This window comes from Shewanella scandinavica, from assembly GCF_031932065.1.
Taxonomy (GTDB): domain Bacteria; phylum Pseudomonadota; class Gammaproteobacteria; order Enterobacterales; family Shewanellaceae; genus Shewanella; species Shewanella baltica.
In genome coordinates this window covers 108,725-132,525 of the sequence record NZ_JAUOES010000008.1, presented here as the reverse complement: position 1 = coordinate 132,525, position 23,801 = coordinate 108,725, and the positions used below count along the sequence as shown (strand labels likewise).

The 23,801-nt window shown below is 46.1% G+C and carries 21 protein-coding genes; 12 read left to right on the top strand and 9 right to left on the bottom strand.

The genetic code is table 11. The annotated features are described in order from the left end of the window. Window positions 1-122 precede the first annotated feature (122 nt). Window positions 123-1,157 (bottom strand): succinylglutamate desuccinylase, encoded by a 1,035-nt coding sequence (gene astE, locus Q4Q50_RS09075; RefSeq protein ID WP_311899108.1) that lies wholly within the window; start codon window positions 1,155-1,157, stop codon window positions 123-125. A 342-nt stretch (window positions 1,158-1,499) separates the two neighbouring features. On the opposite strand from astE, the gene msrA reads away from it, so the two are divergent. Beyond that, entirely contained in the window at window positions 1,500-1,979 is a 480-nt protein-coding gene (msrA, locus tag Q4Q50_RS09070; RefSeq protein WP_012587710.1) for a peptide-methionine (S)-S-oxide reductase MsrA, read from the top strand. A 113-nt stretch (window positions 1,980-2,092) separates the two neighbouring features. Here the strand turns inward: msrA and pgm are convergent, their stop codons facing one another. Both pgm and seqA read right to left on the bottom strand, forming a co-directional pair. Beyond that, the gene (gene pgm, locus Q4Q50_RS09065; RefSeq protein ID WP_311899107.1) at window positions 2,093-3,745 is read right to left on the bottom strand and encodes a phosphoglucomutase (alpha-D-glucose-1,6-bisphosphate-dependent); all 1,653 of its coding nucleotides are present in this window, start codon (window positions 3,743-3,745) and stop codon (window positions 2,093-2,095) included. A 73-nt stretch (window positions 3,746-3,818) separates the two neighbouring features. Beyond that, window positions 3,819-4,361 carry a replication initiation negative regulator SeqA gene (gene seqA, locus Q4Q50_RS09060; protein ID WP_006087176.1) on the bottom strand — a complete coding sequence of 181 codons (543 nt, stop codon included), beginning with the start codon at window positions 4,359-4,361 and terminating at the stop codon, window positions 3,819-3,821. Between the two features lie 297 nt (window positions 4,362-4,658). Between seqA and Q4Q50_RS09055 the strand changes: the two genes are divergently transcribed. The 6 genes from Q4Q50_RS09055 (at window position 4,659) to efp (ending at window position 8,523) form a co-directional block, all read left to right on the top strand. Further along, entirely contained in the window at window positions 4,659-5,435 is a 777-nt protein-coding gene (locus Q4Q50_RS09055; protein WP_311899106.1) for an alpha/beta fold hydrolase, read from the top strand. A 101-nt stretch (window positions 5,436-5,536) separates the two neighbouring features. After that, entirely contained in the window at window positions 5,537-5,758 is a 222-nt protein-coding gene (locus Q4Q50_RS09050; protein WP_006081578.1) for a DUF2788 domain-containing protein, read from the top strand. Between the two features lie 10 nt (window positions 5,759-5,768). Then, window positions 5,769-6,041, top strand: coding sequence for a LexA regulated protein (ybfE, locus tag Q4Q50_RS09045; protein WP_006081577.1), 273 nt, complete (start codon window positions 5,769-5,771; stop codon window positions 6,039-6,041). A 54-nt stretch (window positions 6,042-6,095) separates the two neighbouring features. Further along, window positions 6,096-6,623, top strand: a complete 528-nt coding sequence (gene fldA / locus Q4Q50_RS09040; protein WP_006081576.1) for a flavodoxin FldA — start codon at window positions 6,096-6,098, stop codon at window positions 6,621-6,623. Between the two features lie 112 nt (window positions 6,624-6,735). Beyond that, entirely contained in the window at window positions 6,736-7,917 is a 1,182-nt protein-coding gene (gene earP / locus Q4Q50_RS09035) for an elongation factor P maturation arginine rhamnosyltransferase EarP (RefSeq protein WP_311899105.1), read from the top strand. 45 nt (window positions 7,918-7,962) lie between these two features. Continuing rightward, the gene (efp, locus tag Q4Q50_RS09030; RefSeq protein WP_006081573.1) at window positions 7,963-8,523 is read left to right on the top strand and encodes an elongation factor P; all 561 of its coding nucleotides are present in this window, start codon (window positions 7,963-7,965) and stop codon (window positions 8,521-8,523) included. 157 nt (window positions 8,524-8,680) lie between these two features. On the opposite strand, the gene Q4Q50_RS09025 is transcribed toward efp, so the two are convergent. Together Q4Q50_RS09025 and Q4Q50_RS09020 are read right to left on the bottom strand one after the other, a co-directional pair. After that, window positions 8,681-10,015 carry a glutamine synthetase family protein gene (locus Q4Q50_RS09025; RefSeq protein WP_311899104.1) on the bottom strand — a complete coding sequence of 445 codons (1,335 nt, stop codon included), beginning with the start codon at window positions 10,013-10,015 and terminating at the stop codon, window positions 8,681-8,683. Between the two features lie 311 nt (window positions 10,016-10,326). Next, window positions 10,327-11,709 carry a Na+/H+ antiporter NhaC family protein gene (locus Q4Q50_RS09020; protein WP_006081571.1) on the bottom strand — a complete coding sequence of 461 codons (1,383 nt, stop codon included), beginning with the start codon at window positions 11,707-11,709 and terminating at the stop codon, window positions 10,327-10,329. A gap of 774 nt (window positions 11,710-12,483) precedes the next feature. On the opposite strand from Q4Q50_RS09020, the gene Q4Q50_RS09015 reads away from it, so the two are divergent. The 3 genes from Q4Q50_RS09015 (at window position 12,484) to Q4Q50_RS09005 (ending at window position 15,909) form a co-directional block, all read left to right on the top strand. After that, window positions 12,484-13,698, top strand: a complete 1,215-nt coding sequence (locus Q4Q50_RS09015) for a pyridoxal phosphate-dependent aminotransferase (protein ID WP_006087180.1) — start codon at window positions 12,484-12,486, stop codon at window positions 13,696-13,698. A gap of 248 nt (window positions 13,699-13,946) precedes the next feature. Continuing rightward, on the top strand, window positions 13,947-14,534 hold the full coding sequence (gene yfbR, locus Q4Q50_RS09010; protein ID WP_311899103.1) for a 5'-deoxynucleotidase: 588 nt from the start codon (window positions 13,947-13,949) through the stop codon (window positions 14,532-14,534). Between the two features lie 25 nt (window positions 14,535-14,559). Next, window positions 14,560-15,909 (top strand): anti-phage deoxyguanosine triphosphatase, encoded by a 1,350-nt coding sequence (locus Q4Q50_RS09005; protein WP_311899102.1) that lies wholly within the window; start codon window positions 14,560-14,562, stop codon window positions 15,907-15,909. 185 nt (window positions 15,910-16,094) lie between these two features. On the opposite strand, the gene Q4Q50_RS09000 is transcribed toward Q4Q50_RS09005, so the two are convergent. The 4 genes from Q4Q50_RS09000 to zwf are packed head-to-tail and all read right to left on the bottom strand — an operon-like array spanning window position 16,095 to window position 20,773. Beyond that, the gene (locus Q4Q50_RS09000) at window positions 16,095-16,736 is read right to left on the bottom strand and encodes a bifunctional 4-hydroxy-2-oxoglutarate aldolase/2-dehydro-3-deoxy-phosphogluconate aldolase (protein ID WP_006081567.1); all 642 of its coding nucleotides are present in this window, start codon (window positions 16,734-16,736) and stop codon (window positions 16,095-16,097) included. 20 nt (window positions 16,737-16,756) lie between these two features. Then, window positions 16,757-18,583, bottom strand: a complete 1,827-nt coding sequence (edd, locus tag Q4Q50_RS08995; RefSeq protein ID WP_012587716.1) for a phosphogluconate dehydratase — start codon at window positions 18,581-18,583, stop codon at window positions 16,757-16,759. A gap of 9 nt (window positions 18,584-18,592) precedes the next feature. Then, the gene (gene pgl / locus Q4Q50_RS08990; RefSeq protein WP_006081565.1) at window positions 18,593-19,291 is read right to left on the bottom strand and encodes a 6-phosphogluconolactonase; all 699 of its coding nucleotides are present in this window, start codon (window positions 19,289-19,291) and stop codon (window positions 18,593-18,595) included. 9 nt (window positions 19,292-19,300) lie between these two features. Next, window positions 19,301-20,773, bottom strand: coding sequence for a glucose-6-phosphate dehydrogenase (gene zwf, locus Q4Q50_RS08985; RefSeq protein ID WP_106650437.1), 1,473 nt, complete (start codon window positions 20,771-20,773; stop codon window positions 19,301-19,303). Window positions 20,774-21,085: 312 nt separating this feature from the next. Here zwf and Q4Q50_RS08980 point away from each other — a divergent pair, with 312 nt between their 5' ends. Together Q4Q50_RS08980 and pyk are read left to right on the top strand one after the other, a co-directional pair. After that, on the top strand, window positions 21,086-21,940 hold the full coding sequence (locus Q4Q50_RS08980) for a MurR/RpiR family transcriptional regulator (RefSeq protein ID WP_006081563.1): 855 nt from the start codon (window positions 21,086-21,088) through the stop codon (window positions 21,938-21,940). Between the two features lie 187 nt (window positions 21,941-22,127). Beyond that, entirely contained in the window at window positions 22,128-23,567 is a 1,440-nt protein-coding gene (gene pyk, locus Q4Q50_RS08975) for a pyruvate kinase (RefSeq protein ID WP_105252459.1), read from the top strand. The last annotated feature ends 234 nt before the right edge of the window (window positions 23,568-23,801 follow it).

Genomic DNA, 23,801 nt, shown 5'->3' with positions numbered 1-23,801 from the left:
ATGCGTCTGTTTATACGAATATGCCCGACGAACATTACGTTAACGTAAACTACCTATCAACCATTGGCATAGCTCAAACCACAAGTTATCCCTGCCACGCATGTATATATTGCTTTACAAGCCTAACGCACGTCCGCATTCACTGCAGGGATCAGGCAAATCACAGTGCGATTGCCAATAGGCACTTTGGCATTAGGGAACACGACAGACTCAAACTCGTGCTCCACTTTAATTTCTTGCCCACCTTCCAGCGCTAAAACAAAGCCCTTCGGGAAAGCTCTGAAGTTTTCGACATCAGTTGCGAAGGTAAATTCAAAATCATCGAAATGTTTATTGATGACGCGGCACACTTGGTACAAGTTAACCTTATCGGCATCAAATGCATCCAGCTCCAACGGCTTAGCGGTGATCAAGCGCATGAACATTTCATGGGTGGCGATAAAACGCGTCATGTCGTTCTGCCCCATGGGATAGACTTTGCCAAGTTCAATGGTAAAGGCATCGGCGTCGTAGCGTTCAGAGGAAAAATAGCTGAAGGTCGTGGTCGGTTCGTGGTGGAAAAGTACTGTATCGACGCCGCTTGCGGCTAAAAACATAATTTGCTCGCCGCTAAAGGCGCGCCCTGGACGATAGGGATAGATAGCGAACTTTTCATGCTTCGAGGCGCGCATCGCCGTGTGCAGATCATAATGAATGCGCTGACGACCATCGGCAACCGCGGTATAAAAACGGTCCACATAGGCTTCGAGTTTTTTGGCGCGCACTCGCTCAGGATTGACTAATCCCGGAGGATTGGAATGCTCACCACTAAACAGACGATTCATGTTCTCATCGATAATCCGCGTGCCGTTATTAATCGCTAATGGATTACCAATCAGGAATAAAGTGCGCTGTTTCGCGATGATCTTTTGCTGTAAAAGCTGCTTAATTAAGCCATTGCAGAGTTCAATGGGCGCGGTCTCGTTACCGTGAACACCGCAAGAAAGGACAACATCTTTTCCTTCATTCTGGGCGGGCTCAAAAACGATAACGCCAGTATCCCACACTTCAACTTGGGTATGGTCGCCTAAGCTAAATGAAAACTCGCCATCGAACTGTTCAGGATGGGCTAAGGTGAGCGCTAAAAAATCCTTTGAATCTAACAGAGCTTGTAACACAGAATTCTCCTTATAATGGTGTGTAACAGTAACGGCGCAATAGCATCAGTGCAGATAGCCATAACCACTCAAGCATTCATCTCAACGCGGTTAGGCTGACTCGCACCTTAAAAAGCGGCTTCAATACTAACACATGTTTTTAATGCTGTTCTCAGACATTTATCGCCATAGGACCCAGTTTTGAACGGAATAAGATCAACGCGGCGCTTTGCTACGGCGAGTGTAAATTTTCCATCACCTTATCGAAAAATCGTCCTGCATAAATATTCCTGCTAGAGGCTTGCTTTTGCGCGCGAGTTTTATCACAATTCTTAGCCATCTAGACTTCTATTGGATTTAATTATGGCGTTAGCAACCTTTGGTGCCGGCTGTTTCTGGGGCGTAGAGTATTTTTTTAGACAAGTGAATGGCGTATCGAACGCCACCTGCGGCTATATGGGCGGCAATAATAGCGCGACCACCTATGAAGAAGTCAAAAAAGGCAAAACGGGCCACGCCGAAGTGGTACAAGTGGAATTTGACCCTGCCTTGGTCAGTTATGAAGACTTGCTCGAGGTATTTTGGAAAAACCACAATCCAACCAGCCTGAACATGCAAGGTGGAGATATAGGCACTCAATACCGCAGCACGATTTTCTTCCATGACAGTGAACAAAAAGCCGCAGCAGAAGCCTCAAAATTAGCTTTTGCCCGATCAGGTCGTTGGGGATTACGCCATATCGTGACTGAAATAGTGCCATTGCAGCAGTTCCATGTGGCAGAGGAATATCACCAAAATTACATTGATAAGAATAATTTACCGAGTTGTCATATCGAGTACTAAATACAGTCAAATCAGCATGAGTTTAATACTCATAACTGACATTAGACACAAACAAAAACGCACTCAAAACTGAGTGCGTTTGTTTTTTGATACTTTATAAACCTACTGCTGCATTAAGCGTTCAGCGCCTTATCAATTAATGCCTGCGCATCTTTGATGATTTCAGCTAAATGCTGCTCACTGATAAAACTCTCGCCGTAGATCTTAAATAACGCTTCCGTGCCCGATGGACGCGCGGCAAACCAACCATTCGCCGTAGTCACTTTGATGCCACCAATGGCCGCATTATTGCCCGGCGCATGGGTTAACACGTTTTCGATTGTCTCACCCGCAAGCACAGTGGCATTTAAGGTTTCTGCATTTAATAACGCAAATTTGGCCTTGTTTTCAAGACTGATTGGGCTATCGATACGCTTATAAAAGCTTTGGCCAAATTGTTTTACTAGCTCTTGATGGCGTTGACCTGGAGTTTTACCTGTCACCGCAAGAATTTCTGCAGCAAGTAACCCTAGAATAAAGCCGTCTTTATCCGTGCACCACGTAGTGCCATCACGGCGTAAAAATGCAGCGCCAGCGCTCTCTTCACCGCCAAAGGCGATGGTGGCTTCGGCTAAACCATCGACAAACCACTTAAAGCCCACAGGCACTTCGAGTAATTTTTTGCCGTGGAAAGCACAGATTTTATCGATAAGCGCACTCGATACTAAGGTTTTACCTATGGCTAAGGTATCGCTCCAATCCGGTCTGTGCGTCAGTAAATAATCGATAGCGACCGCAAGGTAGTGATTAGGGTCCATCAAGCCGGTACCAGGGCAGACAATGCCATGACGGTCATAGTCAGGATCGTTACCAAGGCATAAATCAAAGGATTCTTTATGGGCGAGTAACCCAGCCATCGCATAGGGAGACGAGCAATCCATGCGGATTTTGCCATCTTTATCCAGCGGCATAAAGCTAAAGCTTGGGTCAACTTTATCATTGACTAAGGTGATATCGAGCCCATAACGCGCGGCAATCGGTGCCCAGTAGAAAATCCCTGAACCACCGAGCGGGTCAACGCCGATACGCAGCTTAGCGTTGGCAATCGCCTGCATGTCGATAACATTCTCTAAATCAGCTACATAGGGCGTGATCAAATCAATGGCGTTGACATAGCCTGATGCCAGCGCTTCGGCATACGCTAATTTTTGCACGCCAGCTAACGCTTGGCGCAAGTAATCGTTGGCACGCGACTCAATCCAAGCCGTGATATTACCTTCTGCCGGTCCGCCATGGGGTGGATTGTATTTGATCCCGCCATCTTGAGGCGGATTGTGGGAAGGCGTGATAATCAAACCATCGGACAGTGCCGCACCTGTGATATTTGCTTCGCGATTGGCGCAAATCACCCCATGGGACACCACAGGCGTTGGCGTGAAACCATCATTCTGCTGGATATGCACTGTGACTTTATTTGCCGCCAGCACTTCAATGGCAGATAAATAAGCGGCGTAGGATAACGCATGGGTGTCAATACCGAGGATCAACGGCCCATTGATATTCACCGATTGGCGATAATCCACCACAGCTTGGGTAATCGCCCAAATGTGTTGTTGGTTAAAACTGCCATTGAAGGCGCAGCCTCTGTGCCCAGAAGTGCCAAAGGTGACGCGTTGTTGTATGTCATCCATATTTGGCGTGATGCTGTAATAATGGCTCATCAGTTTTGGAATATTGACCAGATCCGTCTGATTAGCGATTTGTCCTGCCCTTTGATGTATTGCCACCTTTGGCTCTCCTGCACTCAATTACAATTAGAAAATGTAGATAAATATCGTAATAACTTAGCTCACCCGCGGATTAAACGCGCTCGGCTATGCCAGCTGCAACCGTTGCATCACAGCCAAATTGCACTAAGACTTCAGATAAAATAGTGCGTTTCTTGGCGGTATTGTTGTTGCTCGTCACCCAGAAACCACTGGTACCGATTTCTTTAGGATTCGCCGAGGCACTCGCTTCCAGTAATTGCTCTTTCGAACGGGCAAAATACAAACGATCGCGCCCTTGGATCTGCAGAATTTGCGAGAACTGCTCAGGGGCTAATTGATACAGACTTTCGAGCAAAAAGAGGAAACGCCCTACCGCGCCTTTTTGTTGCGATAACAGATGTTCATCGACTAAGCGACTAAAGTCATTCACAGCAGGTGCAGCTTGCACCGCCACAGCTTGAATCGGCTCAGCCTCTAAACTTGGTTGGCTTATCGCCAAAGGCTGAGGAGGTTCGACCGCATCGACGGAAAGGCCGAGTAATCGACGAAGAATGTCAGAGGCGCTCTCACCAATACGTTCTGTTTTGCTGGCAATATGACGATAGAGCTCTTCATCAACTTCGATATATTTCATAACCTTAATTATCCTTTGTTATTCGACAGGCTTAACCGAAAAAAGTGTATCACAGCGATCGGGGCAGATCATTGCGATCGGTTACCAGTGTATCCATGTCTATCAATCTGATAAAGCGCCATTATTCTAAAAATGCGTGAAATAGCACAGCAAACTAGCAGATAATCGACAATTGCCGAAAAAGCGCCCAAGTTCATCGCCGCATACACGCCAAAGTAGCAACTGACTTGTCAAGCTAACGGCATTAAGGGCACAATTCGCGCCACGTTAAGCTAAACATATCCAACAGGAATCACCATGAACTTTGTTTCTACAGGCCAAGGACCCGCTGTACTCTTGATCCACGGCTTGTTCGGCAACCTAGATAACCTCAAAGGCCTAGGGCAAGTATTAGAAAGCCAGTATCAGGTTATTCGTGTCGATGTGCCCAATCATGGTTTAAGTGAGCATTGGGATGAGATGGATTACCCTCGCCTCGCCACGTCCATGGTCGCATTACTCGACGAACTGGCTATTAAACGCGCCCATATTGTGGGTCACTCCATGGGCGGTAAAATCGCCATGGCGACGGCGTTAGCCTTTCCAGAGCGCATTATCAGTATGGTGGCAGCCGATATCGCCCCCGTCGCCTATGAGCCAAGACACGACACAGTGTTTACTGCATTAGAAAGTCTGCCCTTAGAAGGCCATACCGACAGGCGCTTTGCCCTAAACCACTTAATAGACAATGGTATTGACGAAGCGACGGCACAATTTTTACTCAAAAATCTACAACGCACTGATACTGGCTTTCGTTGGAAAATGAACTTAAGTGGCCTAAAGGCTTGTTATCCTAATATTATTGGCTGGCAAAATCAGACGCCAAATCCAGTACAAAGCTATGCTGGACCAAGTCTGTTTATTCGCGGCGGCGACTCAAATTATGTCACTAGCGAGCACAGAAGCGCTATCATGGCGCAATTCCCCGCGGCACAGGCAAAAACACTTGAAGGATGTGGTCATTGGTTGCATGCACAAAAACCCGTCATTTTTAACCGGATCGTGTCTGAATTTATTGACAAACATTCAATGTAAATCAGCAGCAAACTCGACCGAAAGCATATGGCAGCCGCCATCTTGTTGTGATATATTCGCGCCTCTTTTGGCCTTAGAACACTCTCAAGGACTAAGAAAGTATGTTATCTCAGTACATGGAACAAATTGAAACCATCGGCCTGAACCTGTTTTTTGCCTCGATATTTTTCTTTATCGGCATGGCCATCCACGATGTGCTTAAACAAGGTAACGTGCCAAAATTTGGTCGATTTATTGTTTGGTTAGTGTTATTTCTCGGCTGCGCCGGGTTTATTGTAAAAGGTATTATCCAGATCACTTGGGAAGGCTCAGGGATCGGTTAACAATAAGAACATGGCAAAAGAAGCGACAGACAGAACCACCATTGACCTTTTTGCCAATGAAAAGCGCCGGGGCCGACCACGTAGCAATCCTTTGTCCCGTAGCCAACAGCTTAAGGTCAACAAACGCAATCAAATCCAGCGCGATAAAGCCAACGGATTAAAGCGAATAGAGTTAAAGGTGTCACAAGATTTGTATGACGCCTTGAATGAGCAGGCATTGGCCAGTAACATCAGCCGTAGCCAGTTAATCGAATTAATTCTTCAGCAACAAGTTGAGTGCTGAACGAGTACCAGCAAGATTAACCTAATAAGTGAACTAGACATTAAAGGATAGACAATGGCAACTGTAGGTCTTTTTTTCGGTAGCGACACAGGTAACACCGAAGCTGTAGCCAAGATGATCCAGAAAAAACTGGGTAAAAAAATGGTTGAGGTGAAAGATATCGCCAAAAGTACCAAAGAACAGATTGCAGAGTATGACTTGCTGCTGTTCGGCATCCCGACCTGGTATTACGGTGAAGCGCAATGTGACTGGGATGATTTCTTCCCTGAATTAGAGCAAATTGATTTTACTGACAAACTTGTCGCTATTTTTGGTTGTGGTGATCAAGAAGACTACGCTGAGTACTTCCTTGATGCTATGGGCATGGTTGGCGATATTGTTCAGGCCCGTGGTGGCATCATCATCGGCCATTGGCCAACTGCAAGCTACAATTTTGAAGCCTCTAAAGGTCAAGTCGATGACGACCACTTTATTGGTTTAGGTATCGATGAAGATCGCCAGCCAGAGCTGACTGAAGAACGTGTTGATGCTTGGGTTAAGCAAATTTACGAAGAAATGTGTTTAGCTGAATTAGAAGATTAATTCTGTTAACCATTTGATTAAAGCGGCTTAACGCCGCTTTTTTTATGCATATATTTCTGACTTGTTGCAACTATCTACTTGTTGTAACTAAGAATAACGACATACCACACTCATGACCAACACACCCCGCTCCAATCATTGGGATATTTTTTGCACCGTCGTTGATAACTACGGCGATATTGGCGTCACTTGGCGTTTAGCCAAACAAATAGCCAATGAGTATCAGATCCCCGTTAATTTGTGGGTCGACGACCTCGCAAGCTTCTCCCATATTTTACCGACACTTGAACCACTAAAAGCCACTCAAACCTTCAATGGTGTGAATATTATTCATTGGAAAGAGCCTTTGCCTGTAGCGTTTGTCGCAGGATCTGTGCTCATCGAAGCCTTTGCCTGTGAACTCCTCGAACAGGTAAAAGCGCAGCTGGCTTATTTACATCAGAACGCCCCCAAATCTGTACCTGTTTGGCTGAATTTAGAGTATTTAAGCGCAGAGGATTGGGTTGAAGGCTGCCATGGTTTGCCATCGTTACAAGCCAATGGTTTGAAGAAGTATTTCTACTTTCCCGGTTTTAGCGCCAAAACGGGTGGACTCATTTGCGAGCAAAATTTGTTTGCAGAGCGTGATGCTTGGCAAGCTGATACTGCCAATAAATTGCAGCTTTTTACTGATCTAGGTCTTAAGGGGATTGAGGCTAAAGACACTGTTATTAGCGTTTTTAGCTATGAGACCGAGGCGCTACCCGCATTATGTGAGTTATGGCAGCAATCAGTAGAAAAAATCCATGCGCTGATCCCCAAGGGGCGTAGCTTAAACAGTCTGACACATTTACTGCCCTGTGAAATTGCCGCTCTAGTGCCGGGTCAACAGATAAATCATGGCAATTTAACCCTGCACATTTTACCTATGACAGACCAACAGGGGTTTGATCGCCTGCTCTGGAGCTGTGATTTTAATATCGTGCGCGGTGAAGATTCCTTTTTACGTGCCCAATGGGCCGCAAAACCCTTCATTTGGCACATTTATCCCCAAGAAGATGATTATCACCTCGTAAAATTAGAAGCTTTTCTCAAACTTTACTGCGATAATCTGCCACCTAAAATTGCTTGTTATTGGTCTGAATTGAATCTCGCGTTCAACCAAGCACAGCAATTAGCCGTGAGCCTTCACTGGCAAAACCTTAATCCTGTTAATTTGTCCTTGTTGCATCACCATGCTAAACAATGGCCAATTAATGCATTAAATGCTGCAGATCTCGCTACTCGACTAGTTCAGTTCGTTAAAAACAGCTAAGATACTGCGCGAAAACAGAAAAATCTAAATATAGGAAATAGTGTAATGAAAACTGCTCATGAAATCCGTCCTGGTAACGTGATCATGTTAGATGGCAGCCCATGGGTTGTGCAGAAAACTGAAACAACTCGTTCTGGCCGTAACGCTGCTATCGTTAAGTTAAAGTTGAAAAACTTACTGCTTAACTCTGGTACTGAAACGACTTTCAAAGGTGAAGATAAGTTAGAAGACATCATCCTAGATCGTCTTGATTGTACTTATTCTTACTTTGCTGATCCTATGTTTGTATTCATGGATGCAGAATATAACCAATACGACGTAGAAGCTGAAAACTTAGGTGATGCAGCGGCTTATATCGTTGACGGTATGGAAGAAACTTGCCAAGTGACTTTCTACGATGGCAAAGCTATCTCTGTTGAAATGCCAACCACTATCGTACGTGAAGTGATCTACACTGAGCCTTCAGCTCGTGGCGATACTTCAGGTAAAGTGATGAAGCCAGCAACTATCACTGGCGGCGGCACTGTTACTGTTGCTGACTTCGTGAAAGTTGGCGACAAGATTGAAATCGATACTCGTACTGGCGAATTCAAGAAGCGCGTTTAATCGCCCTTCTCGTTTCCAGCCGAAGAAAAGCCAGTGCTTGCACTGGCTTTTTTGTTGCTGTTTTTTAGTCGCGTGATTTGCGGGATGTATTTGTGGGATGTTGAGTCACTCAAGGAAATAAAGCGTTATCCAGCAACATCCCCTCAGCAATTAAGCGCTAGCATTGCGGCCCTAAGAAACGTCGCTCCCAAGCACCTATCTCACTCAAATAACTTTGAAACTCAATCTCCTTCACCGACACAAAACCCGTGACAAAATCATCCCCGAGTAAACGCCTTGCCGAATCACTTTGGCGCATTTGCGTTAATGCAGCCAGAAATGTCTGCGCTAAGTCATGGCTGCTCTCATAAGCGCTACCGGTTTCTGGCGCGCTTGGGGATAGTTTTTCTTCCATTCCCGCAAGTCCCGCAGCCAATGAGGCCGCAATCATCAAATACGGATTGGCATCGGCGCCCGCAATGCGATTCTCAACCCGTCGCGCCACTGGAGCACTCAATGGCACACGTAAGCCTGTGGTGCGGTTATCTACGCCCCAGCTTAAATTAATCGGCGCTTGGCTGCCGGAAATGTAACGTCGGAATGAATTGATATTGGGTGCGAATAACAACATTAAATCAGGTAGATACTTTTGTAATCCGCCGATGTAATGGTGAAAACGTTCAGTGTCACTACCATCTGCATGGCTGAAAATATTGTTGCCTTTATCATCCACGACACTTTGATGTAAATGCATAGAACTGCCGGGTTGGCCAGCTATGGGTTTCGCCATAAAAATCGCGTTCAAACCATGTTTAATGGCGATTTCTTTCGCCGCGTATTTAAACATAAAAGCTTGATCTGCTAAGGCCTGCGGATCGCCATGCACTAAGTTAATTTCATATTGCGATAGCCCCATCTCATGGATCCAAGTATCTCCTTTGATCCCAATCGCATCTATAGCGGCATTAAACTCATCCCAAAATGGCGCGAGTTCATTGAGCATATTCATGCTAAACGCAGATTGACCGTTTTCAGCTCGGCCACTTTTTGAAATGGGCGCCTGATACGGCGCACTCGGATCGGTATTGGCTTCAGTCAGATAAAACTCAATCTCAGGTGCGACCACGGGCGTTAACCCCAAGGCTTGGTAACGGGCCAACACATTTTTTAAAATGGATCGCGGCGCAAATGGACATAAATTGCCATCGAGCAACACACAGTCATGGATGGCAAATGCGCGCGGCACTGTGGTCCACGGGATCATTTTTAGGGTGCTGTAATCGGGGACGAGTAACAGATCAGGATCAGCATCGGGGAAAATAGGATCGTAGGAATACTCACCGGTAATCGCCTGCATCGAAATCGCTTGGGCAATACGTAACTCAGCACCCTGAGCAAAGCTTCGGGCTGGCATGAGCTTCCCCCTTGGATAGCCTGAGATATCAGGGAATAAACATTCGACATCACGTATTGTGCCGTGCTGGAAAAACGCAGTAAGAAGGGTTGAGTCCATTTGATTCATTTGCCACTAATGTTGAAAATAACACCATGAAGGATGCAAAGTATAATCAGGCTTTGATTTGAAAAGCTACATGGCGACGATGAAATATGTAAAATATAAATGACAATTCCGTAAAATATAATTTGACATCAGCTCAGCGTCTTCATTTAAGAGTGTAATCGTGTTTATCCTAGTCCAAGCCTAGCCACTCTCCACTCGCCTTTTACCAACTTTAACCGCCGAACCCAATGACGGCAGATATAAAAAAACCAGCCGCAGCTGGTTTCTTATTCTAACAGTGACTAATTCAATAGTGACTTAGTTTACGCAATCACTATAAAGCCGATAAACGCCAGTACAGCGGCGATCAGCGCATAAGGTAACTGAGTCACTGCATGGCTCACTAAGTTACAACCTGAGCCTTGTGCGGCCAATACGGTTGAATCTGAGTAGAAGCACGCTTGGCTACCAAATGATGATGCCGACAACAAGGCACCAATCACTAATGGGATATCCGCGCCCACCGATTGCGCTAATGGCATCACGATAGGAATGGTCACCGCAAAAATGCCCCAGCTCGAACCCGTCGCAAACGCGAGGATCGCCATGGATAAAAACACCACAGCAGGCAGCAATTTAGGCGTCATAAACGGGCTTAAGGATTCAATCACGTACTGCGGCAGTAATAACTGATCGCATACGTCCTTAAACACAAACGCCGCAATCACAGTGCTAATCGCCGGTAGCATGCTCTTAAAGCCATCAATCATCTGGTCCATCATCTCGGATAACGGCATCAAACGCTGCACAGCATAATAAGGGATAGTGATGACTAAAGTCGCCAGCAAGCCTTTCCACACGTCGATATCAAAGTACACGGTAAAGGCCACTAACAAACCAATCGGCACTAAAAAGTTGTGTAATTTGCCATGATTATCGGCGTGCTTAAATTCCTCTTCAATAGCTTTAACCGCATATTCATCCGAGGTTTGTACTTGGTCGAAATCCACTTGGGCTTCTGCTGGCTCGCCTTGGGCGGCGCGCAGCTGCGCAGTTTTCATCGGGCCAATGGCAGGCACTATGCCAAGTACCACAAGTAGCACCATAGCCACGGCTAACCAAGCGTAAAGCATGTAAGGAATCGCTTGCATATAAACAGCAATGCCCTGACCTTCGGCCGCAACACCGTTATCGACCAATAACCCACCAAAGAATACTGCCCAAGTCGATAATGGCACTAATACGCACACAGGCGCGGCAGTGGAATCCACGACATAAGCGAGCATCTCGCGGGACACTTTAAACTTATCCGTTACACGCTTCATGGTTTCACCCACGGTCAGCGCATTGAGATAATCATCGATGAAAATCACGATCCCAAGAATAAAGGTCATCAATAAGGACGATTTGGGTCCCTTAGCAAATCTCAGTGCATTACGACCAAACGCTAATGCGCCGCCAGTGCGGACCAAAAGCGCGATCAGCGCACCAAAACCACCACACACCAAAATCAACCAACCTATGGTTTCATCGGCCATGACCTTCAATGACACACTGGCAAAATTGTTTAAGACTTGACTGGGATCGAGTAACAGGAAACCGGTTACCGCACCTATGATCAGAGATAAAATGGGACGGCGTAACCAAATAGCTAACACCAATACCACCAAAGGTGGGATGAGACTTAACGCTGTCGGTTCAGACATGCACTTAGGTCCTCTAAATAAATCGCCTAAAAGGCAAATGGTTTTAGAATAACGTCTGAAATCAACATGATTCAGAACGTCAACACAGCTGCTTCATGATGACTAACCCTGAAGATAAAACCCGCTAATTGCTTGCTATCTGAGGTGCCTTGCCAAAAACATCGCGCAGAAAATAAAGCGCATCGAATATTGAGTCAACAATAAATTTAACTTGATAGAAAATAATTTTAACGGTCGCAGACAAAATCAACATAACACTTTAAATTTAAAGCATTTTAACTCACTCGCAACGAAACCGTTTATGATCCTCTCAGCTTAATAAGCATTCAATAAATATGCCTATTTATCACAAGGTCATATACAGCTTGCATAAGTTGATCTTATCGAGGAACTGTGATTAAAAATCAATCATTAAGCTTTTACTAAAATACACTTTTCCCCTGCTAAGATTTATAGGACAAACAAATAAAACGAAATAGCCGTCAACCACTGAAAATGCATTTCCATCAAGCGTGATTATTTTCTTCCTACATGCCAAAAACACGTAAAGCGGGTTTTATTTACCGTCAGCATTAGCTAAACACTCTTAAAACCATCCCAAAGTCAGAATATAAAACTTGTTCTTATTTCATTAATTGACTGTTAAAGCATATTTAACTAAGCAGTATTTATAAAAAAAGTCCCATTCTGTGCTATTCCCCCCTTTCATCTACAGTGAAATTTCGTTATGGTGCGCTAACTTAAGCCAAACTTTATGCATGTTCCGAGGTGTAAATGCGCCCTATCATCAAATCCAACAAGCTGGATAGCGTTTGCTATGACATCCGCGGCCCAGTGCACAAGGAAGCCAGACGTTTAGAAGACGAGGGTCATCGGATCCTCAAACTTAACATTGGTAATCCCGCCCCCTTCGGTTTCGAAGCGCCGGAGGAAATTGTGCGCGATGTGATCCTTAATCTACCCAGTGCTCAAGGCTACTGTGAGTCAAAAGGATTATTCTCTGCCCGTAAGGCCATAGTGCAGCATTATCAAGCCCAAGGGATTTTTGGTGTCGATATCGAAGATATCTATATAGGCAACGGCGTCTCTGAACTCATTATGATGGCGATGCAAGGTTTGCTTAACACCGATGATGAAATTTTAATCCCCTCACCTGACTATCCACTGTGGACGGCGGCGGCCAATCTCGCTGGCGGTAAAGCGGTGCATTATCGTTGCGATGAAGAAGCGGACTGGTTCCCCGATCTCAACGACATTAAAAGCAAGATTTCATCGCGTACTCGCGGTATTGTGCTGATCAACCCGAACAATCCTACGGGCGCGGTTTACAGCAAAGAATTACTGCTGCAAGTGGTTGAGCTTTGCCGTGAACACAGTTTGATTTTATTTGCCGATGAAATTTACGACAAAATTTTGTATGACGAAGCCAAGCATGTTCCTGCTGCTGGCCTGTCGGACGATATTTTAACTGTTACCTTCAATGGTCTATCAAAGGCTTATCGCGCAGCGGGCTTTCGTGTCGGTTGGATGATGTTGTCTGGCAATCTTAAGGCCGCGAAGAGCTATATCGAAGGTTTAGAGATGCTCTCTTCGATGCGCCTGTGTGCAAACGTGCCCAATCAACATGCGATTCAAACTGCACTCGGTGGCTATCAAAGTATTAACGAGCTGATTTTACCTAATGGCCGTTTGACCGTTCAACGGGATGCCTGCTACGAATTGCTTAACCAAATCCCGGGCGTGAGCGTTAAAAAACCTAAGGGCGCACTCTATGCTTTCCCTAAACTGGATATGAAGAAATTCAATCTACGGGATGATGAGCGCTTAGTACTGGATTTACTCAGAGAAAAGAAAATCCTGTTAGTGCACGGCACAGCCTTTAATTGGCCTGAGCCTGACCATCTTCGAGTGGTTTTCTTACCCTATAAAGAAGATCTGAAAAAAGCATTTACCGAGTTTGGCGCCTTCCTCGAAAACTATCGACAGTAGGTTTAGCCTCAGTTAACGGTTTGAGTCATAAAGCGATCCGAGTGGTCGCTTTATTTTTAGCGATTTGTACAAAACCTCCACGCTCATGCTCACGTGTCATCCAAGGCTGTGATAATCTAACACTTCATTAGCGTCAATACTGCTTATTCAACTCGTGTCACGTCTTCCATTGCAGCTTGTCGCCTTTCTATTCACTCATTAGCAGGTAAACCATAAGTTATATACTTGGTCACTTTTACAGGAAAACTATGAGTCACTTATTTGCCCATTTAGCTCGAATGAAACTTATCCAGCGCTGGCCTTTGATGTACAACGTTCGCACTGAAAATGTTCAAGAACACTCGCTGCAAGTTGCCATGGTGGCCCATGCACTGGTGATCATCAGCAATAAAAAGTTCGGCACGACGCTCTGTCCCCATCAAGCTACAAGTCTGGCGATTTTTCACGATGCCAGTGAAATCCTCACGGGTGACTTACCGACGCCAGTGAAATACTTCAACAAAGAAATCGAAGCCGAGTATAAAAAGATTGAGGCGATTGCTGAGCAGCGCATGCTGGATATGGTGCCTGAGGAATTTAAAGAAGATTATCGCAGTCTGTTCATCAGTGATTACGCCGATCCCATTTACAAGACCATAGTGAAATCCGCCGATACTCTGTGCGCTTACCTTAAATGTCTTGAAGAAAACCGCGCCGGCAACAGTGAATTCAATACCGCCCGTAAGCGTCTCGAAGACATGCTGGCGACAAATCCTGACCCAGCAGTACAGTATTTTATGAGCTGCTTTGTGCCCAGTTTCACCTTGAATTTAGACGAAATTAACAAGATGCTTTGATTTTCCACTCTCGCTAGGAATGCATATGACTTCAAGTGTTTGGCAAGAACGCCGTCATGGTGAAGATAAACAACGGCGTAACGATCACCGCAGCCCTTACCAAAGAGACAGGGCGCGTATTCTCCACTCGGCCGCCTTTCGCCGCCTGCAGGCCAAAACGCAAGTGCTCGGCGTTGGCATGAATGACTTCTATCGCACTCGATTAACCCACTCACTCGAAGTCTCGCAAATTGGCACTGGCATAGCAGCCCAGCTCAGACGCAAATATCCACAGCATAAGCAGCTGCTTTGCTCTATGAGCTTATTAGAGTCCTTATGTTTAGCCCACGATATTGGTCATCCTCCCTTCGGCCACGGCGGCGAAGTGGCATTGAATTACATGATGCGCGACCACGGCGGCTTTGAAGGCAATGGCCAAACTTTTCGAATTCTCTCTAAGCTTGAGCCCTACACATTAGATTTCGGGATGAACTTGTGTCGGCGTACCATGCTCGGGATTTTGAAATACCCCGCGCCGCACTCGAAGCTATTTGTCGCGGGCGAGCATAACGAAATCACCAACCATAGACAGCTCAAGCCGTCACAATGGCCGCCGGTTAAGGGCATTTTCGACGATGATAACGACATCTTCGCTTGGGTGCTTGAGCCGTTATCTGAGACAGACCGCAGTCGTTTTACCTCGACGCAGCAAGGATCACACCCCGCCCTGCACCACTATCCACATCTGCGCACTCAGTTCAAATCCTTCGATTGCTCGATTATGGAACTGGCAGATGACATCGCCTATGCGGTGCACGATCTCGAAGATGCGATTGTAATGGGCATAGTCACGGCATCCCAGTGGCATCAGGATGTGGCGCCAACACTCACAAACAGCGGCGATGCGTGGATACGACAAGAACTTGCCGATATTGGCAATAAGCTGTTCTCCCATGAGCATCACCTGCGTAAAGATGCTATAGGCACACTCGTTAATGGCTTTGTCACCGCTATTGTTATCTCGGAAGATAATGTATTCCAAGAACCATTATTGCGCTTTAATGCGACCTTAGAGCCCGAATTTGCCATTGCGCTCAATGTGCTCAAGCAACTGGTTTATAAATATGTGATCCGTAAACCTGAGATCCAAATGCTCGAATATAAAGGCCAGCAGATTGTGATGGGCTTATTCGAAGCCTTCGCTTCCGATCCTGAGCGTTTACTGCCACTGAACACCCAAGAGCGCTGGCGTGAAAGTGAGCAACAAGGCTTAAACAGTCACAGAGTGTTGGCGGACTATATTTCAGGGATGACAGATGAGTTCGCGGGGCGACTGTATCAACAGTTATTTAGCCCCAAAGCGGGTTCGAATGTGGAACTGAGCAAGGAAATGTAGCCAAGCAGACATTGCGCTGCCCGACATGCTATAAAGCCAGACCGTTTGTAAATGTGCGAATTTCTATAAAAGCTAAACTTTCTTTAGCGCCCGCTGTCACAGACATTCTTTATCAAAGGCGAAAGATGAAAGACAAAAAACCACCTTGCGGTGGTTTTTTATTTTGTCGCTATTTCAAACTCGACCTATAAAGCGCCGATGGCGTCTTTACAAAGTTGAGTGATACGATCCCAATCGCCGTGTTCCATTGCATCCGTTGGCGCAATCCAGCTGCCACCAATACAATCGACGTTCTTCAGCGCTAAATAATCTTTATAGCTGCTTGGCGTAATGCCACCTGTTGGGCAGAAGCGAATATCCGCAAGCGGACCCGAGAAGGCTTTCAGTGCATCCACACCACCCGAAGCTTCGGCTGGGAAAAATTTAAAGTGGGTGTAACCAAGCGCCATACCCGTCATCACTTCTGAAATGCTCGCAACGCCTGGGATCAATGGTACAGGACCATGCATACCGGCTTTGAGCAGTTCAACTGTCGCGCCTGGGGTGATAATAAATTGCGCACCAGCGGCAATCGCAAGATCTAGCTGAGCTTCGTTTAAGATAGTACCCGCGCCCACTAAGGCCTCTGGCACTTCTTTGGCGATTTTAGTGATAGCTTCGAGTGCGCAAGGCGTACGCAAAGTCACTTCTAACACGCTAATGCCGCCAGCAACCAGTGCTCGCGCTAATGGCACTGCATGTTCAATCTTGTTAATCACCATCACAGGAACAATAGGGCTGCGTTTAAAAATATCTTGTGGCTGTAGTGACCAGTTATTCTCAAGCATTGCGTTATTCTTCCTTTGTTTTAATAAAGTTCATCGATGGCATTAGTACAACGCGCACCAGTTTCTGGACTGCTTAGATTGGAACGTAGCGCACTAAATAACTCGCGGCCCATGCCATAACGTGAGCGATGTAAATCGACTATTCCGGCGGTTCTGGTGGCAAGTTCAGCTTCAGAGACGAGCAGGCTCAGTTCGCCTGTTAACGCATCGACACGGATCAAGTCGCCATCTTTGACTTTGGCAATTAAACCGCCATCTAAAGCTTCTGGCGTTAAGTGAATCGCCGCAGGGACTTTACCCGACGCGCCAGACATACGACCGTCGGTCAACAGCGCAACTTTAAAGCCTTTGTCCTGAAGCGTGCCCAATAATGGGGTTAACTTATGCAGTTCTGGCATACCGTTGGCTTTCGGGCCTTGGCCTTTAACCACCACAACACAATCTCTATCCAGAGCACCGGCTTGGAATAAGGCATCAAGTTTGTTTTGATCGTCAATCACTACAGCGGGCGCTTCAACGACACGATGTTGTGCTTGTACCGCCGATACTTTGATCACAGCGCGGCCTAAGTTACCTTTCAGTAATTTCAAACCACCATTGCCTTGGAAAGGTGATGCGACAGAAGTTAACACTTCAGTATCTAAACTGGTTGTTGGACCATCGACCCAGCGCAATTCACCGTCGAGCAGTTTTGGCTCTTGGGTATAACGGCGTAAACCAAAGCCCGCAACGGTGTTCACATCTTCATGCAATAGACCCGCATCGAGTAATTCTTTGATTAAGTACGCCATGCCGCCTGCTGCGTGGAAATGGTTGATATCGGCGTGACCGTTTGGATATACGCGCGCCACTAATGGCACGGCATCGGATAATTCAGAAAAATCATCCCAGTTCACGATAATACCGGCAGCGCGAGCCGCGGCGACGATGTGCATGGTCAAGTTAGTAGAACCGCCAGTAGCCAAAAGTGCCACTATGCCGTTCACCACAGACTTTTCGCTGACCACTTCACCGATTGGGGTATATTGAGTACCCATTTCGGTTAAACGACACACTTGCTTAGCCGCCATCTTGTTTAAGGCTTCACGCAGTGGATCATCAGGATTCACAAATGACGAGCCGGGTAACTGCAGGCCCATCACTTCAAGCATCAGTTGATTCGAGTTTGCCGTGCCGTAGAAGGTGCAGGTTCCTGCACTGTGGTAAGACTGGGCCTCGGCTTCTAACAATTGCGCACGATCCACTTTACCTTGGGCAAATTGCTGACGAATACGGGCTTTTTCTTTGTTCGGGATACCTGATTTCATCGGTCCAGCCGGCACGAATAACATCGGTAAGTGACCAAAGCTTAAGGCGCCGATAAGCAAACCAGGAACGATTTTATCGCAAATGCCGAGCAGTAAAGCACCGTCAAACATGTTGTGAGACAAGCCCACAGCCGTTGCCATAGCAATCACTTCACGACTCAGTAAGCTCAATTCCATACCGGGTTGACCTTGAGTCACACCGTCACACATGGCCGGCACACCGCCCGCCACTTGTGCAACACTGCCGACTTCCTGACAGGCTTTTTTAAGCAATTCAGGATAGCTTTCATAGGGTTGGTGCGCAGATAACATATCGTTAAATGCCGTCACTATGCCGATGTTCGCCTTATTCAATTGACGCAATGCATTTTTGTCGTCTGGATTACAGGCGGCAAAACCATGGGCTAAGTTGCCACAGCTCAATGAGCTACGGTGTACACCATGGTTACGGGCATCATTCAATGCGGCGAGATAACCTTCACGTGACGCTTTGCTACGGGCAATAATTCTGTCGGTAACAGCTTGAACTACTGAGTGCATCTTGACTCCTTAAGCGCTCCAGAACACATCAACGGGCGTTTTACGCTGCGCTAATACGGCTCTGATAGGCATAGCATGGACATCATCACTTTCTAACGCTTGACGATATACGGATAATTTCTGTTCCCCGACCAAGTGCAGATAAATTTGTCTGCTGTTCAGAATCGCACTCTTAGAGAGCGTTATTCTGCCGTGGGGCGCTGTGGTGGGGTTAGTCGCCACACACAGGGCTTGGGTTGTGAGCGCATTTTCAAGCTCAGCGCTACAGGGAAACCAAGAACAAGTATGACCATCGTTACCCATGCCTAATACCACCACATCAAAAGGACGTGGGAAATTAGACAAAGACTCGGCGGCCATATCGGCGCCCGCTTCTGCGGTCGAAAACATGTTTTTTAAACCGCGGAATTTGGCATTCGACGCACGGTTTTGTAATAAATGTTCACGCACTAGACGTTCATTAGAAGCATCGGCGTCGGCTTCAACCCAGCGCTCATCGGCGAGAGTGATATAAACATCACTCCAATCGATGGACTTCATGCTCAATAGTTGAAATAACTTAAGCGGCGTCGAACCACCGGAAACCACTAGGCTCGCTTTTCCGCGGGCATCAACGGCTTCCTGTAACTGGCTTGCAATCTTGCTGGCCAGTTGCTGTTCTAACGCACTTGGCGTATCGAAAGATTTGAATACGGTTTCTTTAATCATCAAAGTCTCCTACTCGTCCCACGAACGGCCATCTTTGGTGATCAAAGCAACTGACGCAACTGGACCCCAAGTACCCGCAGGATAAGGTTTTGGTTTTTCGTTGCTTTGTTCCCACGATTGGATAATGCCATCCACCCAAGTCCATGCCTGCTCGACTTCGTCGCGGCGCACGAACAGCGCTTGATTACCGAGCATAGCTTCGAGTAATAGACGCTCGTAGGCATCGGCGATACGTTCATTTTTGAAGGTATCGGAGAAGCTCAAATCGAGTTTAGTGGTTTGTAAACGTTGTTTCTGCTCCAAACCTGGCACTTTGTTCATCATCTGGATTTCAACCCCTTCATGGGGTTGCAGACGAATAGTCAGCTTGTTCGGTGGCAGATTACGGTAGCTTGAGCGATACAAGTTATGTGGTGGGTTTTTGAAATACACCACAATTTCAGAGCTCTTAAACGGCATACGTTTACCGCTACGTAAATAGAAAGGTACGCCCGCCCAACGCCAGTTGTCGATATCCACACGAATAGCCACAAAGGTTTCTGTGTGTGATTGAAGGTTGGCGCCTTCTTCTTCTAAATAACCCGGTACTGGGCTGCCCTTTAAGAAACCGGCACTGTACTGACCGCGCACGGTATTTTCATACACATTGTCTGAATTAATCGGACGCAGTGATTTAAGCACTTTAACTTTTTCATCACGAATGCTGTCAGCGTCTAAGTTGACCGGTGGATCCATAGCAACCAGCGTTAACACTTGCAGCAAATGGTTTTGGATCATGTCGCGCATCTGACCCGCTTTGTCGAAGTAACCCCAACGGCCTTCGATACCCACTTCTTCTGCTACCGTAATTTGGACGTGGTCAATCGTACGGTTGTCCCACTTAGAGGCAAATAAAGAGTTGGCAAAACGCAGGGCAATCAAGTTCTGTACGGTTTCTTTACCTAAGTAATGGTCGATACGGTAAACCTGACGTTCTTTGAAGTAAGCGGAAACTTGATCATTGATAACGCGAGAAGAGTCTAAATCTGAACCGATTGGCTTTTCGAGCACCACACGTGAATCGGGGTGGATAAGATCTTGTTCATGCAAACAACGGCAAATGTCGCCGAATATCGCAGGTGGCGTAGCAAAGTAACTGACCATGACGCGCTCTTCTGGTTTGAGCAGTTCATGGAAGGCACTGTAGCCCGCTGAATCGGTAAAGTTAGTGCCTATATAGTGGCAGCGGGACAGGAAACGTTGGAGAGTCTCTTCGCACAAAGGCTCTTTCACGAAGGTGTTTAATGCAAGCGTGACTAATTCGATAAACTCTTCTTGAGTAAACTCATCTTTCGCGACACCGATCACTTTCGTATCTTTATCGAGAAGTTCAGCTTTATCTAGCTGGTATAAAGAAGGTAACAACTTGCGTCGTGCCAAATCGCCTTTAGTACCAAAGAGTACGAAGTCACAAGCTTTGGCGCCTGATGTTGTTTTGCCCATTGCGTTACGATCTCCTTTGTATGTCGTGTCCCTTCATGTCGATGAAGAAATCCACACTTTTGTTGTAATATAACAACAGAATTTGTTAAATGCATCTATTTTTATAAATATTAACATTCTAGCTAACTAGGCACTTACAGCATTAATCTGATATGCTTTTTGTGCTTAAATTACTGAAGGTAGTAAAGTCTTATTTCAAAATTGTACTGAAAAGTTACTACATAGAGTCTCTTTGTGGGCCGCCAGCCTTGATCTGTCCCCACAAAACAAAAATAAATAAAATTACATTCTCAATTTAGCGGACATACGCGTATGAATACCCTAGAAAAGGTTCAAAAAAGCCTCACCCATTTTAGTAAATCAGAACGCAAAGTTGCAGAGGTGATCTTAGCATCACCACAGACAGCTATACATTCTAGCATCGCCACACTGGCTAAGATGGCAGATGTCAGTGAACCTACTGTGAATCGTTTCTGCCGCCGCTTAGATACTAAAGGCTTCCCTGATTTTAAGTTACATCTAGCGCAAAGTCTTGCGAACGGTACTCCTTATGTGAGCCGCCACGTTGAAGAAGATGATTCGACTGAGTCGTATACGACAAAAATCTTCGAATCTTCAATGGCTTCGCTTGATACCGCACGTCAAAGTTTAGATATTTCAGCCATAAACAAAGCGGTTGATATACTCACTCAAGCTAAGACTATTTCCTTTTTTGGCCTAGGCGCATCCGCTTCTGTTGCCCATGACGCCCAAAACAAATTCTTCCGCTTTAATGTGCCTGTCATTTGTTTTGACGATGTTCTAATGCAACGCATGAGCTGTATAAACAGCAATGAAGGTGATGTTGTTGTATTAATTTCCCACACAGGCCGCACTAAGTCATTGATCGAGATAGCACGTTTAGCGAGAGAAAACGGTGCAGCTGTAATTGGTATTACCGCCCGCAACTCGCCTTTGTCGATGGAATGTACGCTGCCCGTGACAATGGAAGTGCCAGAAGATACCGACATGTATTTACCTATGGCCTCGCGTTTAGCCCAATTAGTCACTATAGATGTATTGGCAACCGGCTTTACCTTACGCAGAGGTCCACGTTTCCGCGATAATTTGAAACGGGTGAAAGAGGTGTTAAAAGAGTCTCGCATCAATAAAGATCCGATACTGTAACTCACTTCCTTTTCTAAAAATGGCTAGTGTTGATCCTTAACCTAGCCATTAATCGTGCAAATATCAGCGATACCTCACAATTTTCATACATAACTTTAGATCAATTTGATTGTAACTTTACTACATAATCTGGAATTGCATGGTAATATAGGCCCAAGATTTTTTTTAACTTTAACGGAGTATCCTTATGTTCCGCAGAACCAAAATCGTCACCACTCTAGGTCCCGCTACCGATCGTGATGATAATCTACGCCGCATCATCGCGGCAGGTGCAAACGTTGTACGTCTTAATTTCTCCCACGGTTCCCCTGAAGATCACTTAAAACGAGCGACTCAAGCGCGTGAAATCGCTAAAGAGTTGGGCGTTCATGTGGCCATTCTTGGTGACTTACAAGGCCCTAAAATCCGTGTTTCTACTTTCAAGGACAATAAGAAAGTACAACTGGTATTAGGTCAAGCCTATGTACTTGATGCCGAGTTAGCCAAAGGTGAAGGCGACGAGACCCAAGTGGGTATCGATTACAAGCAATTGCCAGACGATGTGACTGTTGGTGATATCCTGATGTTAGATGATGGCCGTGTTCAATTACGCGTTGAGCGTGTTGAAGGCCGTAAAGTGCATACCACAGTGACTGTGGCAGGCCCTTTATCTAACAACAAAGGTATTAACAAACAAGGCGGCGGACTTTCTGCTGCTGCGCTGACCGAAAAAGACAAGGCTGACATTCTCACTGCAGCAATGATCCAAGTGGATTATTTAGCCGTGTCTTTCCCGCGCAGTGGTGCTGACTTGGACTATGCACGCGATCTTGCCCGTCAAGCAGGTTGTAATGCGTTGATCGTTGCTAAAGTTGAACGTGCTGAAGCGGTTGCGACCGATGCCGCTATGGATGATGTTATCTTAGCGTCTGACGTTGTTATGGTTGCCCGTGGTGACTTAGGTGTTGAAATTGGTGATGCTGCACTCGTTGCAGTGCAGAAGAAGTTAATCGCCCGTTCACGCCAACTGAATAAAGTCGTCATCACGGCCACTCAGATGATGGAATCGATGATTTCAAGCCCAATGCCAACCCGCGCCGAAGTGATGGACGTGGCGAACGCTGTGCTTGATGGTACCGATGCTGTGATGTTATCTGCTGAAACTGCTGCCGGTGACTTCCCAGAAGAAACCGTTAAGGCAATGGCAAACGTGTGTGTTGGCGCTGAATCTCACCCAAGTGTGATTGTGTCTAAGCATAGATTAGATGTGCGTTTCACTTCAGTTGAAGAAACCATTGCGCTATCAACTATGTATGCAGCAAACCACCTAGAAGGCGTTAAGGCGATTATCGCTCTGACTGAATCGGGTGCAACACCACAGTTGATGTCTCGTATCAGTTCTTCACTGCCAATCCTGGGTTTATCACGTCACGCAACAACCTTAGCCAAAATGGCCTTGTACCGCGGCGTGTTGCCAATTTACTTCGATTCAACTATCCACCCAGCCGATGAGCTAGCGCAAAAAGCGTTAGAAGCATTAACTGCGGCTGGTTATTTGAATAGCGGTGATATGGTATTAATGACCAAAGGCGATGCAATGGAAACGATTGGCGGCACTAACACCTGTAAAGTGTTGATCGTAGCTTAGGTTGCTTAAGTTTCTTCTAACAACTCAAGCGCGTTAGAAAAAAGCCAATAAAAAACCACCTCATGAAGGTGGTTTTTTTATATTGACTGTTTTTTGTAAGTGCAGATTTCTGTTGGTGAAGATTTGTTGGTCTCTCATTTCAGAGGGAAATCCAAACGGCCTAAGCGGCTTAGCTATCGAACTTAACACCGCTTAGACCAAACTGCACTAACATTAAAAGCTAACATTAAACGC